Source organism: Nocardioides sp., from assembly GCF_025965415.1.
GTDB lineage: Bacteria > Actinomycetota > Actinomycetes > Propionibacteriales > Nocardioidaceae > Nocardioides.
Genome location: NZ_JAOPWY010000171.1, coordinates 1 through 13912, shown reverse-complemented (window position 1 = coordinate 13912; position 13912 = coordinate 1). Strand labels below are relative to the sequence as shown.

At 70.1% G+C, this 13912-nt stretch carries 18 protein-coding genes; 6 read left to right on the top strand and 12 right to left on the bottom strand.

The genetic code is table 11. The annotated features are described in order from the left end of the window. A partial coding sequence (locus JWN97_RS18155; RefSeq protein WP_297626053.1) for a sigma-70 family RNA polymerase sigma factor occupies positions 1 to 590 on the top strand: 590 nt, incomplete at its 5' end. Then, complete coding sequence (gene rsrA, locus JWN97_RS18150) at positions 587 to 874, top strand: mycothiol system anti-sigma-R factor (protein WP_297626050.1); 288 nt, start codon at positions 587 to 589, stop codon at positions 872 to 874. The genes JWN97_RS18155 and rsrA, both read left to right, overlap by 4 nt. A 627-nt stretch (positions 875 to 1501) precedes the next feature. Here the strand turns inward: rsrA and JWN97_RS18145 are convergent. The 3 genes from JWN97_RS18145 to JWN97_RS18135 all read right to left on the bottom strand — a co-directional run bounded on the left by JWN97_RS18145 (position 1502) and on the right by JWN97_RS18135 (position 3858). Beyond that, positions 1502 to 2356, bottom strand: coding sequence for a hypothetical protein (locus JWN97_RS18145; protein WP_297626046.1), 855 nt, complete (start codon positions 2354 to 2356; stop codon positions 1502 to 1504). Beyond that, on the bottom strand, positions 2353 to 2877 hold the full coding sequence (locus JWN97_RS18140) for a SigE family RNA polymerase sigma factor (RefSeq protein ID WP_297626043.1): 525 nt from the start codon (positions 2875 to 2877) through the stop codon (positions 2353 to 2355). The genes JWN97_RS18145 and JWN97_RS18140 overlap by 4 nt, the downstream gene beginning before the upstream one ends. A 768-nt stretch (positions 2878 to 3645) precedes the next feature. Continuing rightward, the gene (locus JWN97_RS18135) at positions 3646 to 3858 is read right to left on the bottom strand and encodes a hypothetical protein (protein ID WP_297626040.1); all 213 of its coding nucleotides are present in this window, start codon (positions 3856 to 3858) and stop codon (positions 3646 to 3648) included. Between the two features lie 746 nt (positions 3859 to 4604). Here JWN97_RS18135 and JWN97_RS18130 point away from each other — a divergent pair. Further along, entirely contained in the window at positions 4605 to 4931 is a 327-nt protein-coding gene (locus tag JWN97_RS18130) for a hypothetical protein (protein ID WP_297626036.1), read from the top strand. 583 nt (positions 4932 to 5514) lie between these two features. Here the strand turns inward: JWN97_RS18130 and JWN97_RS18125 are convergent. From JWN97_RS18125 to JWN97_RS18090, 8 genes are all read right to left on the bottom strand, one after another. Next, positions 5515 to 5733, bottom strand: coding sequence for an HNH endonuclease signature motif containing protein (locus JWN97_RS18125; protein WP_297626033.1), 219 nt, complete (start codon positions 5731 to 5733; stop codon positions 5515 to 5517). 158 nt (positions 5734 to 5891) lie between these two features. Further along, on the bottom strand, positions 5892 to 6542 hold the full coding sequence (locus JWN97_RS18120) for a DUF222 domain-containing protein (protein WP_297626031.1): 651 nt from the start codon (positions 6540 to 6542) through the stop codon (positions 5892 to 5894). A 130-nt stretch (positions 6543 to 6672) separates the two neighbouring features. Next, positions 6673 to 6882 carry a hypothetical protein gene (locus tag JWN97_RS18115; RefSeq protein ID WP_297626028.1) on the bottom strand — a complete coding sequence of 70 codons (210 nt, stop codon included), beginning with the start codon at positions 6880 to 6882 and terminating at the stop codon, positions 6673 to 6675. A 133-nt stretch (positions 6883 to 7015) separates the two neighbouring features. Beyond that, complete coding sequence (locus JWN97_RS18110) at positions 7016 to 7390, bottom strand: thioesterase (RefSeq protein WP_297626025.1); 375 nt, start codon at positions 7388 to 7390, stop codon at positions 7016 to 7018. A gap of 107 nt (positions 7391 to 7497) precedes the next feature. Beyond that, positions 7498 to 7980, bottom strand: coding sequence for a GNAT family N-acetyltransferase (locus JWN97_RS18105; protein WP_297626022.1), 483 nt, complete (start codon positions 7978 to 7980; stop codon positions 7498 to 7500). A gap of 5 nt (positions 7981 to 7985) precedes the next feature. Next, positions 7986 to 9641, bottom strand: a complete 1656-nt coding sequence (locus JWN97_RS18100) for an acetolactate synthase (RefSeq protein WP_297626019.1) — start codon at positions 9639 to 9641, stop codon at positions 7986 to 7988. A 10-nt stretch (positions 9642 to 9651) separates the two neighbouring features. After that, entirely contained in the window at positions 9652 to 10506 is an 855-nt protein-coding gene (locus JWN97_RS18095; protein WP_297626016.1) for a DUF2785 domain-containing protein, read from the bottom strand. Between the two features lie 32 nt (positions 10507 to 10538). After that, on the bottom strand, positions 10539 to 11420 hold the full coding sequence (locus tag JWN97_RS18090; protein ID WP_297626013.1) for a hypothetical protein: 882 nt from the start codon (positions 11418 to 11420) through the stop codon (positions 10539 to 10541). 14 nt (positions 11421 to 11434) lie between these two features. On the opposite strand from JWN97_RS18090, the gene JWN97_RS18085 reads away from it, so the two are divergent. Then, the gene (locus tag JWN97_RS18085) at positions 11435 to 11704 is read left to right on the top strand and encodes a LacI family DNA-binding transcriptional regulator (protein ID WP_363321313.1); all 270 of its coding nucleotides are present in this window, start codon (positions 11435 to 11437) and stop codon (positions 11702 to 11704) included. A 9-nt stretch (positions 11705 to 11713) separates the two neighbouring features. After that, positions 11714 to 13183: a PAS domain-containing sensor histidine kinase gene (locus JWN97_RS18080; RefSeq protein WP_297625994.1), complete on the top strand. Its 1470-nt coding sequence runs from the start codon at positions 11714 to 11716 to the stop codon at positions 13181 to 13183. A gap of 22 nt (positions 13184 to 13205) precedes the next feature. Here JWN97_RS18080 and JWN97_RS18075 read toward each other — a convergent pair whose 3' ends face one another. Beyond that, a complete protein-coding gene (locus tag JWN97_RS18075) occupies positions 13206 to 13457 on the bottom strand; it encodes a WhiB family transcriptional regulator (RefSeq protein ID WP_090969765.1) in 252 nt (83 codons plus the stop codon). A 206-nt stretch (positions 13458 to 13663) separates the two neighbouring features. Here JWN97_RS18075 and JWN97_RS18070 point away from each other — a divergent pair. Further along, a partial coding sequence (locus tag JWN97_RS18070; protein WP_297625970.1) for a hypothetical protein occupies positions 13664 to 13912 on the top strand: 249 nt, incomplete at its 3' end.

Here is a 13912-nt window from a genome sequence, read left to right as displayed (position 1 = left end):
AACGCCAGGCGCGCTTCGAGGAAGACGCGCTGCCGTTCCTCGACCAGCTCTACTCGGCTGCTCTGCGCATGACGCGCAACCCGCACGACGCCGAGGACCTCGTCCAGGAGACCTTCTCGAAGGCGTTCAGCGCGTTCCATCAGTTCAAGCCGGGCACGAATCTCAAGGCGTGGCTCTACCGCATCCTCACCAACACCTACATCAACTCGTACCGCAAGAAGCAGCGCCAGCCGCAGCAGATCACGGACGAGATCGAGGACTGGCAGATCGCCCGCGCCGAGTCGCACGGCTCGTCCGGCCTCAAGTCCGCCGAGATGGAGGCGCTCGAGCACCTTCCGGACAGCGACGTCAAGGACGCGCTGCAGGCCCTGCCGGAGGACTTCCGCTACGCGGTGTACCTGGCCGACGTCGAAGGTTTCCCCTACAAGGAGATCGCCGAGATCATGGACACGCCGATCGGCACCGTGATGTCGCGACTTCACCGCGGTCGTCGCCAGCTGCGCGACATGCTCGCCGACTACGTCCGCACCAACGACCTGTTGCCGACCTCCACTGTTCCCGCCGCGACGGAAGGGGTGAACGGATCGTGAGCACGCAGGAGCACGGTTCCCACGAGCACGGCCGCGACGACTGCGTCGACTACATCGAGCGCATCGTCTACCTCATCGACAACGAGCTCGACCAGGCCGACTGCGCCGTCGTCGAGCTCCACCTGCGCGAGTGTGGGCCTTGCCTCGAGCGCTACGACCTCCAGCGGGCGGTCAAGCAGCTCGTCGCCCGCTCCTGCTCGGAGTCCGCTCCGGAGTCGCTGCGCGACCGCGTACGCATCCGGCTGCGCGAGGTCGAGATCCACCTCACCGAGGGCGGGGCCTGACCCGATTAGCAGCACCCGGTGTCATTTGAGACACTGCTCCGAGCACCGATTCCAGGAGGACGACATGGGCAAGACCGGACGCAAGCGCCGCGCTCGCAAGAAGAAGGGCGCGAACCACGGCAAGCGCCCCAACGCCTGACGCGCACCGCACCAGTGGAAGTCCCCGCCCAAGGCGGGGACTTTTGCATGTCCGGAGGTGGCGCGTGTGGCGTCGGGCCGCAGGTGTGGACGTACATTCGACGGCATGACTGCGCGGGAGGCGCGCGCCGCCGACGTCGAGCGGATGGTCGAGCTGGCCGACGAGCGGTGCGCAGCACTCATCCACCGTGCCCAGAGATGCTCGCCTGCCTCGGCAAGTGCTGGCAAGCCGCCTCGACGTCGGCCAGCAAGCGACGGAGTCGTTCGTCCGCCTCCGCCAGGTCCATGCTGCGAGCCTGGGGTTTGAAGCTGAGTCTGAGCCTGGGTTGCGGCCGGCTCGACGGGAGCCACGGATCGCGGCAGATCCGGATGTCCAAGGCATACATAGGCTCCGCCTACGCCGGACAGCGTCCTGGCTTCCTCATAGTCGACAGCGCCCGCTGGTCGACAACGCCGGCGCGGGCTCGTGGCACGTTGTGCACGGACGGGCTATGGCCCGATGGTGTACTCACCGATGGTCGTTTCGCCGTCCGATTCGTAGACTGGGACTGAGTGTGATCGATCTTCGTTGGCTTCCTGCTGAGCGCGCGCGTCTGCCGGTGAGGTCGGCACGGGCCAGCGCCCGTCGAGGTCCTCGACGTACGCGTAGCCCTGCTTGCCGTCCGTTGTGTAGACGGCGATCAGGTCAGGCGACTTGCCGTGGCGTTGGACGCCGAACGTTTCGCCATGAGCGTTAACTCCCCACTCGGAGGTTTCGGTGCGGACGTAGTTGGCGACGACCTTCCACCCCACATCCGCTTTGGCCCGGAGCCTGAGCGAGGTCTGTCCTGGGTCGAGGTCGATCAGTGTGTAGTTCGCACTTCGGGGGTCTGCAATCTCGCTCTCGCTTGCCGGGTCGTCACATACGATTGACGCGCCGTCGGGATATACGATCCGTCCGGCAGTCAGGCAGACCACGGACACGTTGGCTGCGGTGGCGCGGTCGGGGCGCGACCCCAGTTCCACAGTGTCTGTTCCGGTTCCCGTGACTTCGACGGGCTCGCTCAGGTCGATGGCCCTCGTTGCGCCAGGCAGCGGTCCGACATCCTCGTAGCGGACGGTTTCGGTCGGCGATGGCGGTTCCGTTGCGATGTCGGGGCCGTCGGACTGCGTTGACGGCGGCGGGCTGAGGAGCAGTGCGGCGGTTGCGGCAACCACTGCGGCAGCGACACCACCGGCGACCCCCGCGTGGATGGTGCGGGCACGCCGCCGGGCGCGCCGTTGAACGATCTCGAAGCGGTCCGGAGGGCCATCCATCGGGGGTGGAAGGGTGCGCAGCAGGTCGCTCAGTTCGTCGGTGTTCATCGTGTACTCGTTCGGTCGGGTTCGGTGGCTTCGAGTGCCTGACGGAGTTTGGTGAGGCCTTTGGCGCTCTGGCTCTTGACCGTGCCCGTTGAGCAGCCCATGACGTCTGCGACGGCGTCCACCGATAGGTCGTCGAAGAAGCGCAGCACTACGACTTGCCGCTGACGCACCGGCAAGGTCATGAGGGCTTTGAGAACGATCAGTCGGTCGTCGAGCCGGGCCGGGTCATTCTCGTCCGGTGTGTGGTGGCGCTGATGGTGCAGGTCGGCATCGGGGGTGGGGGTCTCTTGGTTCCAGCGTCGAGCCCGCCAGTTGGCGTTGACGCGCACCATGACCTTCCGGACGTAGGCGTCAGGTTGACCGTCTGCGATGCGAGCCCAGTGGGGCCAGGTTCGTGCGAGAGCGGTTTGCAAGAGATCTTCTGCGGCAGCTTGGTCTCCAGTCAGCATCCAGGCCGTCCGGAGTAGCGCAGGGGAGCGTGCCACGACGAACTCACGAAAGCCTGATGGTTCTGTCCGCACGCGTCCCCTCCTCTCGGCCTCACCAGTAGAACCGGTGAGACCGCCAGTTTGGTTGCCTCGCGACTCGGAAGCAGGACATCACCGATCGCCGTGGGCGCAGCCGCATGAGACCGTCAGCCACCGAAACGCGGCAGATCCGGATGTTCGCAGTGTCGGCGTCGCGTCCTATCGGCGTCACCCGATCAATCAGCCGTCGAGGTAGGCGACGTCTTCGAATCGCGGGGTCGGCGAACTGAGGAGCGCCAACCGAGCAGATGTAAACCAAGTCGTACGAGGACCGCACATCGGCACATCCGTGAGCTGATCGCGGCAGATCCGTGCACGTGTTGCCGGTTGCCTCGCCCGTGAAGGGATCAGCACCCCAGGGGCTGCGCTGAGCTAGTCATTCGGCACGTGGCGCCGCGTCGCGGCGCTTGTTCTCCTTGTCGACGGCGACAACAATGTCATGGACCAGGCGCGAGTGCCAGCGCTCATGAGCCTCGAGGTCGTCGGTCAGGGCGCGGCAGTCAGGACATGACGTCGACGGCGGTGGTGACTGTTGCATGACGTGCTCCCTCCAAGCGGTGGTTCGTTCAACCGTGGCACGAATGGGAACGGTCGTCCATGCCTCGTCGGTCGCAACGGATCTCGCCATCCTCGAACCGCTGATCTCCGGCCCCTCGGCGGTCGGGCGAGGCACAGGAATGCCGGCGGCGGAAGACGAACCCATCGCGGCAGATCCGGACAATGCGCTGTCCGGCTCAACCCCCGGAGTCGCCGCCAGCGACGTCAACCCCCGGAGTCGCCGCCAGCGACGTCAACCCCGCCGCCGTCGAAGCCGCCTCGCATGCGCTGGCTGCTTTCGAGTTGATCGGGGGATGGCGAGATGATGGAGTACATCAGCGCCGCCGCGATGCCGACCGCGATGAAGCCACCCATCAGCACCAGACCGGCGCTGGTCGTACCGCTCGATCGAAGCGCTGCAAGGAAGCAGGTGCCCACGGCGGCTGCAGAGACAGCCCAGAAGATCGACCAAGACCGACGACGCCGACATGGCGTCGCGCTGGTGAATGGGCGGAGAGACATGACGTGAGTGTGGCGCAAGGCCAAGCACGTGGATAGGTCGAACCTGAACCTCTCCTCATCGGCGTGTGCGGATGGCTGATCGCGGCAGATCCGTGCACGTGTTGCCGGTTGGCCCGCCCGTGAAGGGATCAGCACCCCATGGGCTGCGCTGAGCTAATCATTCGGCACGTGGCGCCGGGTCGCGGCGCTTGTTCTCCTTGTCGACGGCGACAGCAATGTCATGGACCAGGCGCGAGTGCAGCGATCATGAGCCTCGAGGTCGTCGGTCAGGGCGCGGCAGTCAGGACATGACGTCGACGGCGGTGGTGACTGTTGCATGACGTGTTCCCTCCAAGCGGTGGTTCGTTCAACCGTGGCACGAATGGGAACGGTCGTCCATGCCTCGTCGGTCGCAACGGATCTCGCCATCCTCGAACCGCTGACCTCCGGCCCCTCGGCGGTCGGGCGAGGCATAGGAATGCCGGCGGAAGACGAACCCATCGCGGCAGATCCGGACACTCGGCCTTGGTGGCTCACGATCGTGACAAGACGGGCGTCTGCGCCCGTGGATGAGTGAGGGGCCATGTCGAGACGTGCACACGAGGAGACCGATTCGCCAGCGTCGCCGTCGTCCTGCGGCTATGTTGCGGGATCGCGCTTCGGACCTCCGGGACGCTTCCGTCGTGAGCGAAGGCCTCTCCTTGAACCGCATCTCGTACACCGATCCGAGCGAGGCGCTATCTCCGCCCCAGCCCCGCAATGGGATGGGGCAAGCGGGACTCATCTTGAGCGCCTGCGGCATTCTCCTGTTCTGGGTCCCCATGGTCTACCCGAATGCCACGCTGATCGGCATCGTGTTGAGCGCGATAGGTCTCTCCAGGGCTCGAGCAGGAGCCGCCACCAACGGCAAGACCGCCATGGCAGGCCTGGCCATCGGAGTCTTGTCGCTTGTCGTGCCCGGACTGATTCTCCTCGGGGTGGCGACCCTCATCCTGCGCGGCCAGCAGTGACGCTCCTGCCCGCGACAGCAGCATCCCGGATCGATCTATCCCGTCCCACCACTGACCTTTGACTGCGGCTATCGCGCATAGGCATGAGCGGACGCTCGAGTCGCGGCAGATCCGGATAGTTGGCGTCGACTCGGCGCCTCGATCTACACGTGTGCGAGGGTCACCGTGCGCGGGCCGGCTTCTCCTCGCGTTCGGATGGCAGTCCACCCGCCGAAAGCAAGCAGGCAGCCCATGCCCATGATCGCAACTATCAGCATTCGGGCTTGGTGAACGACAGGGCTGCAGGCTGCCGCAGTACGTCGCTCATCATCGGTGGCCGTCGAGCCCGGTTGCGCTCGATCGGCGGTGCCGGACACCAACCACGAAGCGGAGATTGAGGGGCCGCAGTCTCGCGTCTGGCCCATGACCGACGTGGACAGTTGATTCTCCGTGCCGACGGCGAACGCTGCGAGGAGCACGAGCAACCCACCCGCCAGTGCAGCCTTGGCCCAGATCATGCACCGAGTATGGACCCCCCTGATGGTTGCGCGAGGCGAACGCTCATCGGCAGATCCGGGCGCGGGGCGGTCGGACAGTCGTCGGCCTACGTCCGCCTCGCGAACCTGACCTTGCCGTGCTTGTCGAGGGTGTGGTGGTAGGCGGCGTCGTGGATGAGGGTGTGGTGGCGGGAGCACAGCAGTCGGCCCTTGTCGACGCTGGTGCCTCCGCCACGGGACCAGGCGGTCTCGTCGTGGTGGGCGTGGCAGAAGGCAGGTGGGGCGTCACAGCCGACAGCGGTGCAGCCGCCGTCGCGGACGCCCATCGCGATGCGCTGGGTCTCGGAGTGGAAGCGGCGTCTGCGGCCGGCGTCGAGGACGACCGAGGGGCCGCCGAGGACGATCGGGATGATCCCGGCCCGGCACGCGAGCCGGCGCGCCTCGCCCGCGCTGATCCGGCCGCCGGTGTCGAGGGAGGCGGCCTTCAGTCCGCCGAGGAGGGTCTCGAGCTCCAGGCGCCATGGCCGTCGTCGGACATGGTGAACGATGCGAGGGCCCGGGCGTGGCGCTCCTCGGCCGCGAGGCGCCGGGCTTCCTCGGCGTCGGCTGCTGCGGGGTCGATGACCTCCAGCAGGCGCCGGCCCAGGATCCGCAGCGCCCGGGCGTCGTGCTCGGTCGCCTGCCGCAGCAGGAATGCCGTCGCCGCCGCTGGGACCCGGTCGCCGACGTCGTCGGGGAGTCCGTCGACCGCGGCCACGATCACGCTCGCCTGGTCGATGCGCAGGTCGCCGGCGGCGCGCGCCGTACGGACGGAGTCGTGGCGCTCGATCGAGGCGGCGAGGCGGGCGGTGCGGTGGGCCTCGGCGCGGGTCGTGCGGCTGGTGTGGGCCCACCAGCTCGCCGTCGAGGTGGCGCCGGCGTCCAGACCGGTCTCGACGGTCTCCGCGTGGCGCAGGACCCGCATCAACAGGTCCTCGAGCTGCGCCCGTGCCTGGGTCAGCATCACCAGCGCGTCGCCCGCCTCGGCCGCAGACAGCGACCACAGCGGAGCCTCCGCGACCGCGCCCAGCTCCTCGCGACACCGCCGCGCAAGGGACGTCACGCGGTGCTCGGGAGAGTGCTGGAGAGCTGACATGCAGACCACTCTCCACGCCTCGACCGACATGTGGCCGACAGCGCGGACATCCCTGTGGAAGAAGGCTTTCCGGCCCTTCGTGTGGAGGTCTGGTGGCCTACGGCCGAGCCAGGACGTGCTCGATGTCGGATCAGTCCGGCACCATGGCGACGAGCGCATGCTGTGGGAGCAGGGTCAGCTCGGCCACGTGCGGAAGGTGCAGCTCGCGGTGGTGGCGCGACATGAGCTCGCGCACCTCGTCCACGGCGATCCGCCGCTCGTAGTCCGCGACCTCGATGCGTTGGCCGAGTGTGGCAAGCGCCTCGCGCAATCGGTCGTCCATGTCGTGCAGTCCGTGCATGTCAAGCCCCCTTGTCGGCCCCCGCCCCACGCGGATGCCGCGGAGAGCCTGCCAGATGTGGGTGCCGCGGGTCAGCAACTCGTCTGGCTTGGCCCTACTGGTCTAGTCAAGTTCTCCTTGACATGACGAGACCTCAGAGGCGAGACAGGAAGCGTTCGGCGTCGACGACGACACGGGTGATCTCGCCGGCGGCCAGCACCTTGCCGGTGCCGGCGTCGCGCGCGCTCACCGTGAAGCGGTGCAGGCGCCCGTCCTCGTAGGCGCTCGACGCGCTCACCTCGACCTCGGCGCCGACCGGGCTCGCGGCGAGGTGCTCCACCTGCATCCGCGTGCCGACGCTGGTCGACCCCTCGGGCAGCACGGGGTCGAGGCACGCACACGTGGCGGCCTCCAGCCACGCCAGGAGCCGCGGCGTGCCGAGCACGGGAAGTGACCCGCTGCCCACGGCCGCGGCGGTGTCGTCGTCGGCGACCCGGAAGGTCAGCGTGGCGGGCTCGGGGGGCGACATGGCGGGCCTTTCGACGATTCGGTGCAGCGGTGGGGGCAACCTCAGTGCCACCCACACGTCTACCAGACATGGGCACGAGGACCCTCGACGGTGCGGGCCAGCTTGAGTCAGAAGACCTTGCTGAAGGCGATGAGCTCCACCCCGGGAAGCGGCGACCAGTCGCGCCCGGGGTCGCGGGCGTAGCCGAGGCGGGTGTAGACGCGGTGTGCGTCGGTCATCTCGGCCAGTGTGGAGAGCGCCATGCCGATCGCGCCGTGCTCGCGCGCCCGTTCCTCGCACAGGGTGGCCAGTGCGGTGCCGGCCCCGAGACCCCGGGCGTCGGGGTCGACGGCGAGCATCCGGAACTCGCCCTCGTCGGGGCGGCTCACCTCGCGGTACGACGACCCGGGAGGGCAGTAGGTGACGTTGCCGAGCAGCAGGTCGTCGTCGTCCACGGCCACCCACAGCTCCGCCTCCCGCGCGCGGGACGCGGCGTCCCGCAGCCGCTCGACGTACGGATCTGCGGGGCCGAGGGTGAACCCCGCGTAGGCGCGCACGGTCAGGTCCCCGACGCGCTCGAGCTCCTCGGGGGTGGCGCGGCGCAGGCGCACGTCGATCAGATGCCGAACGTCGCGCGGGGGTAGGCCGCCTCGACGTCGGTGATCACGTTGACGAGGTAGGGGACACCCGAGGCGTAGGCGCGGTCGAGTGCCGGGCCGATCTGCTTGGGGTCGGTGACGGTCTCCCCGGCACCGCCGAGCGCCCTGACCACCTCGTCGTACGCCGTGCGCTGGCCGAGGTCGGCCACGACGTCGTAGCCGTAGAGCATCTGCATCGGGCCCTTCTCCAGGCCCCAGGCCGAGTTGTTGCCCATCACCATGACCACCGGGAGGTCGTGACGCACGAGGGTGTCGACGTCCATCAGGGAGAAGCCTGCGGCACCGTCGCCCAGGAGCAGCGTCACCTGTGCACTGGGGCGGGCGATGCGGGCCGCGATGGCCGCACCGAGACCGGCGCCGAGGCAGCCGTAGGGGCCGGGGTCGAGCCAGCCGCCGGGACGCTTCGGCTCGACGTACTTGCCGGCGAAGGAGACGAAGTCGCCCCCGTCGCCGATGACCACCGAGTCGTCCTCGAGGCGCGGCACCAGCTCGCCGTAGATGCGGGCCGGGTGGATCGGGTCGGCCTCGGCGGTGAGGAGTTCGGCGTCCCGGGACGCCGCGACCTTGACCTGGTCGGCGAGCTGGTCGGCCCAGGCGCGCCAGTCGGGCTTGTCGCCGCGCTCGATCGCGGCCTGGAGGCCGTCGAGGACGGTCGTCAGGTCGCCCGCGACCGAGCCGGCCAGCTCGGCGTGGCCGGAGACCTGGCCGGGGGAGTCGGCGATGTGGACGACCTTGGCGAACACGCCGTCGGGGTTCTTGTCCGGGCCGCCGAAGGCGCCGTAGCCGAGCCGGAAGTCGAGCGGGGTGCCGACGACGACGACGAGGTCGGCGCCGGAGAGGGCCGCGCCCCGTGCCTTGGTGACGAGCGAGCGGTGGCCGCCGGGGATGACGCCGCGGCCCATGCCGTTGGTCAGGGTCGGGATGCCCAGGTCCTCCACGAAGCGGAGGGCAGCGGCCTCGGCGTGGTCGGCCCACACGTCGGTGCCGAGGATCAGCACCGGCCGCTGCGCCGCGGCCAGGAGCCGCGCGACCGCCTCGATCGCGTCGGTGTCGGGCTCGATGCGGGTGCCCTCGCCCGTGCCGGCGGAGCCGGTCGAGGAGTTGAAGAACTCGTCCATCGGGACATCGACGAAGACGGGACCGCGGTGGCTGGAGCGGGCCAGGGTGAAGGCCTCGTCCATGCCGGCCGCGACCTCGCCGGCGGTCATCAGGGTGCGGGCCGCCTTGGCGACGGGCGCGATGATCGGCGGCTGGTCGAGCTCCTGGAGCGATCCGGTGCCCCACCGGTTCTGCGGCGCGCGACCGCCGACGACGACCATCGGCGACCCGGCGAACTGGGCCTGCGCGATGGCGCTGATGCCGTTGGTGACGCCGGGACCGGCGGTGAGGACCGCGAGGCCGGGGACGCGGGTCAGCTTGCCGGTGGCCTCGGCGGCGAACGCGGCCGTCTGCTCGTGGCGCACGTCGAGGAGGCGCATCTGCGGGTCTGCCTTGACGGCGCCGTCGTACATCGGGAAGACGTGGGCACCCGAGAGGGTGAACATCGTCTCGACACCGTGGGCGCGGGCGACGTGGACGGCCAGCTCGCCGCTGTGACCAGAGATCTCGTTCATGCCCGGAAGGCTAGCCGCTGCCTACCCGCAGGTAGGGACTGTTCGACATCCGGAGCGCGTCGATCACGACGAGGAGCAGGTCGGGGCGGACGATCGGCGCCTGCGGAGCGAGGGAGAGATGGACGAAGAGCGCACGGAGGAAGGCTTGAGGGGCTGCCGTCGGCGCGAACGGGTCGTGGTCGACCGGCCCGTGGAAGGGGTTGCCGGACGCGGCGAGGCGGTGCACCCACGGCTCGAGGACGTCGGTGCCGAGGGTGTTGCGCCGCAGGACCTGCATCACGGCGGCCGCGATGCGGTCGGGCTCACCGGCGGCGAGCGGCTCGTCGGCGGGCTGCAGGAGCAGGCGCTCGGCGAGGATGTCGAGGAGCACGGCGTGCTCGGGACCGGCGACGTGCGGTGACTCGGCGAGGGCCCCGATGGCGTCGGCGCCGTGGGCCACCGCGTGCGCCCAGCCCTTGTCCGGCACGAAGCCGCGGGTGTCCTTCTCGGTGAGGAACCAGGTCGCGACCCGGTCGCCCCACTCGAGGATCTTGGCGCCCGGGAGCAGGTGCTGGGCGGTGTCACGCTCGAGGCACGCCGCCAGGATCAGCGCGCTGAAGCTGCGCCGGAAGACCGTGTCGGTGCCGGCCTCGCCCAGGCCCACGGACAGGCCGGCGACCATCCCGTCACCGAGGCCGGCGAGCAGGTCGTCGTAGACGCCGCGGTCGATCCAGGTCGACAGGGCCGGGAAGGCCGTGCCGTCGCGGACCTCCGGGCGGGTCGAGCCCAGCATCGTGGTGAGCTCGGCGGTGAGGTCGTCCAGCGGCCGGTCGGCCGGGACCTCGAACCCGGCAGCCTGCACCTGGTCCCAGTAGCCGATCGACATGCGGCCATCCTGCCAGCCGTTCGCGCAGCGCCCTAGTCGGGTTGTCCGAACCGGATCGAGAGGGGGCCGCGGCCGCCGGTGACGTGGACCGTCCCCTCCGGGCCGGCTTCCACGACGTACGAGGCGTGGGGGCTGACCGCTGTGCCGGGGGCGAGCAGGACCGTGGTCCCCCCGTCGGGATCCAGCCCGGACGCCAGGTCGAGATGGTCGGCGGAGTGGCCGGTGACCTCGGCGCTCGCCCAGACGATCCGGTGACCTGCGACGTCGATCCCCAGCGGCAGCACGTGCCCCCGGCGAGCACCACGGCCCGGCCGTGGCCGCTCGCCACCGACACCCCGCACACCGCTCCGTCGACGTCGGTGAGCACCACGTCGACGCCGGTCCCGTCGGCCGGCACGAGTCGCTGCCGCAAGCCGACCCGAACCTCCGGGCCGGGCGCGGCCCAACCGTGCCGCACGACCGACGGGAACAGCTGGGGGGCCGTCGTGGAGCAGGTCGCCGGGGTGCAGCCCGAGCCCGTCGGCGAGCAGCGTGCACGGCGTGCCGTCGAGGTCGCGCTCGGGGAGCGGACCCAGGTAGAGCAGGCCGCCGCCCGCCTGCACGGGGTCGAGCACCCGCTGCTGGACGACGGGCGAGAGGTGCCGGCCCGAGGCGAGGGCCAGCACCGAGCCCGGGTCGGGGTCGCGCTCCTCCAGGTGCACGGCGCCGTAGCGGAAGCCGGCCAGGAGCATCGACCGGGCGAGGAACCGGCGCTGCCCGGCCCCCCGGCGGGCGGCGAGGTCGGCCACGACCTCTCTCATGAGGTCGGACCCGGGGTGGTGGTACTCCGTCGCGTAGGCGTCGAGCACGAGGCCGAGCGCGACCCGGTCGTGCTCCTCGGTCATCCGCGCCAGCCAGTCCTGCTGCGCGGTCATCGCCCGGGCGGTCCGTGCGGTGGTCGGTGCTCGCGCGCCAGGGCGTGCGCGTGCCCGAGGACCTGGCGGTGGTGGGGTTCGACGACATCATGACCTCGCGCTACATGGGCCGGGGCCTGACGACGGTGCTCCAGCCGACGCGCTCCCTCGGCCACTGGGCCGCGATCCGGCTGCACGAGCGGATCGAGGGCCGGACCCACGACGTGCACCCGCAGGTGCTGCCCACGCGCCTCGTCGTCCGCGGGACCTGCGGCTGTCCGTGGGAGGGACCGAGCAGCACCTAGGGTGGTCCGGTGCCCTCCCTCCACGAGCTCGTGCGAGCCCACACCGACCTCGTGGAGGACGACGTCACCTGGCTGCAGCTGCTCATGGCCGACTGGCAGATCCTCGCGGACCTCTCCTTCGCCGACCTGGTGCTGTGGCTGCCCGACCGGGAGGGCCGGGGCTTCTGGGCGGGCGGGCAGATGCGTCCCACGACCGGCCCCACGGCGCTGGTCGACGACGTGCTCGGCACGTTCATCCCCACCGGTCGCCGCCGGATGCTCGACGAGGCCTACGGGTCGGGCCGGCTGGTGCGCGAGGGTGACCCCGAGTGGCGCGACGACGTGCCGGTGCGGGTGGAGGTCATCCCCGTGCGCCGGGCCGGCCGCGTGATCGCGATCATCGCCCGCAACACGAACCTGCTCGGCGTACGCACTCCCAGCCGGCTCGAGCTCAGCTACCTCCAGACGGCCGCCGAGCTCACCCAGATGATCGCGTCGGGCCACTTCCCGCTGCCGGGGCAGCGCAGCGACCACGCCGACTCACCGCGGGTGGGCGACGGGTTCGTCCGCCTCGACCCGGCGGGCAAGGTCGTCTACGCGAGCCCCAACGGGCTCTCCGCCTACCGTCGGCTCGGCCTGCAGGGTGACCTGGCCGGGCTCGTCCTGACCGACCTGACGCGCGACCTCGTCCCGGCCCGCAAGCGCCCCGACGAGGAGACGCTCAGCGCCGTGCTCGGCGGCCGCGACGGCCGCGCGACCGAGGTCGGCACGGACGAGGTGACCCTCATCGTGCGCAGCATCCCGCTGCGCCCGCAGGGGGACCGCAGCGGCGCGCTGCTGCTGGTCCGCGACGTCACCGAGCTGCGCAGCCGCGACCGCGAGCTGGTCACCAAGGACGTCACCATCCGCGAGATCCACCACCGGGTGAAGAACAACCTCCAGACGGTCGCGGCGCTGCTGCGCCTGCAGGCACGACGTACTCAGGCCGAGGACGCCAAGGCGGCGCTGGAGGAGGCGGTGCGCCGGGTGGGGTCGATCGCGATCGTCCACGAGACGCTGAGCCACGCGCTCGAGGAGACGGTCGACTTCGACGAGATCGCCGACCGGCTCGGGGCCATGGTCGTCGACGTCAGCGGCGTCGAGCTGCCGGTGCGGGTGGTGCGCGAGGGGTCGTTCGGCAAGCTCTCCTCAGAGGCCGCCACGCCGCTGGCGATGGTGCTCACCGAGCTCCTCCAGAACGCCGTCGAGCACGGCTACACCGACCTGCCCGACCGCACCGGGGGTCGGGTGGTGGTGACCGCACGCCGGATCGTCGGCCGGCTGCACGTCATCGTCGAGGACGACGGTCGCGGGCTGCCCGACGGCTTCGACCTCGACGGGTCGACCCAGCTCGGGTTGTCGATCGTGCGCACGCTCGTCGAGTCGGAGCTGGGCGGCATCCTGGAGATCGGTCCCGGGAGTCAGGGCACCCGCGTGCAGGCGGACCTGCCGGTCGACTGACCCGGACGGACCGGGCGCGAGCTCAGGCGGTGCGGATGCGGGCGCGGGCGTTGCGGCGCTTCAGCGCCCGACGCTCGTCCTCGCTGAGGCCACCCCACACTCCATGGTCCTGTCCGGCCTCCAGGGCCCAGGCCAGGCACTGTTCGCGCACGTCACAGCGACGGCACACCTGCTTGGCCTCCTCGATCTGGAGGATCGCGGGTCCGGTGTTGCCGATCGGGAAGAACAGCTCAGGGTCCTCGTCGAGGCATGCGGAGCGGCTGCGCCAATCCATGAGTGGGGGATTCCCTCTTTCTTTCACAGGCAAAGTGGCTGTTTGCGGACATTCAGCGAGGCCCGGGCGCCCGAAGCGCAGCGACAAGAGTTGCAAGACTTGAACGTTCACACAACCCCAAACCGGGTCGTGTCGGTCACAACTAGGATTGCCGAGTGCCTGTTACGCCTTCTGGTCCGGACCGTGGTGCTCCGCCACCTCTCGTGGTGGCGGCCTCGCTGACCGCGATCGAGGCCTTCGTCCTCGCCGCGCTGGGCCTCCTGGAGCTCGTCAACCTGAGCTCGATGCGATTGACCATGGGTCTGACGACCTCGGTCTTCTTCCTCGCCGCGGCTACCGGGCTCGCCTGGTGCGCGTGGTCACTGTCGAGCGTACGCCGGTGGGCCAGGGGGCCGGTCGTGATGGCGCAGCTCATCCAGCTCGGGCTGGCGTGGAACCTGTGGGCGGGCTCCACC

Excerpts from the sequence above, each read along its gene's own strand:
- JWN97_RS18145 (WP_297626046.1), bottom strand. The coding sequence starts at position 2,356 with ATGAACACCGACGAACTGAGCGACCTGCTGCGCACCCTTCCACCCCCG.
- JWN97_RS18125 (WP_297626033.1), bottom strand. The coding sequence starts at position 5,733 with ATGGGCGTCCGCGACGGCGGCTGCACCGCTGTCGGCTGTGACGCCCCA.
- JWN97_RS18120 (WP_297626031.1), bottom strand. The coding sequence starts at position 6,542 with ATGTCAGCTCTCCAGCACTCTCCCGAGCACCGCGTGACGTCCCTTGCG.
- JWN97_RS18115 (WP_297626028.1), bottom strand. The coding sequence starts at position 6,882 with ATGCACGGACTGCACGACATGGACGACCGATTGCGCGAGGCGCTTGCC.
- JWN97_RS18110 (WP_297626025.1), bottom strand. The coding sequence starts at position 7,390 with ATGTCGCCCCCCGAGCCCGCCACGCTGACCTTCCGGGTCGCCGACGAC.
- JWN97_RS18100 (WP_297626019.1), bottom strand. The coding sequence starts at position 9,641 with ATGAACGAGATCTCTGGTCACAGCGGCGAGCTGGCCGTCCACGTCGCC.
- JWN97_RS18095 (WP_297626016.1), bottom strand. The coding sequence starts at position 10,506 with ATGTCGATCGGCTACTGGGACCAGGTGCAGGCTGCCGGGTTCGAGGTC.
- JWN97_RS18090 (WP_297626013.1), bottom strand. The coding sequence starts at position 11,420 with ATGACCGCGCAGCAGGACTGGCTGGCGCGGATGACCGAGGAGCACGAC.
- JWN97_RS18075 (WP_090969765.1), bottom strand. The coding sequence starts at position 13,457 with ATGGATTGGCGCAGCCGCTCCGCATGCCTCGACGAGGACCCTGAGCTG.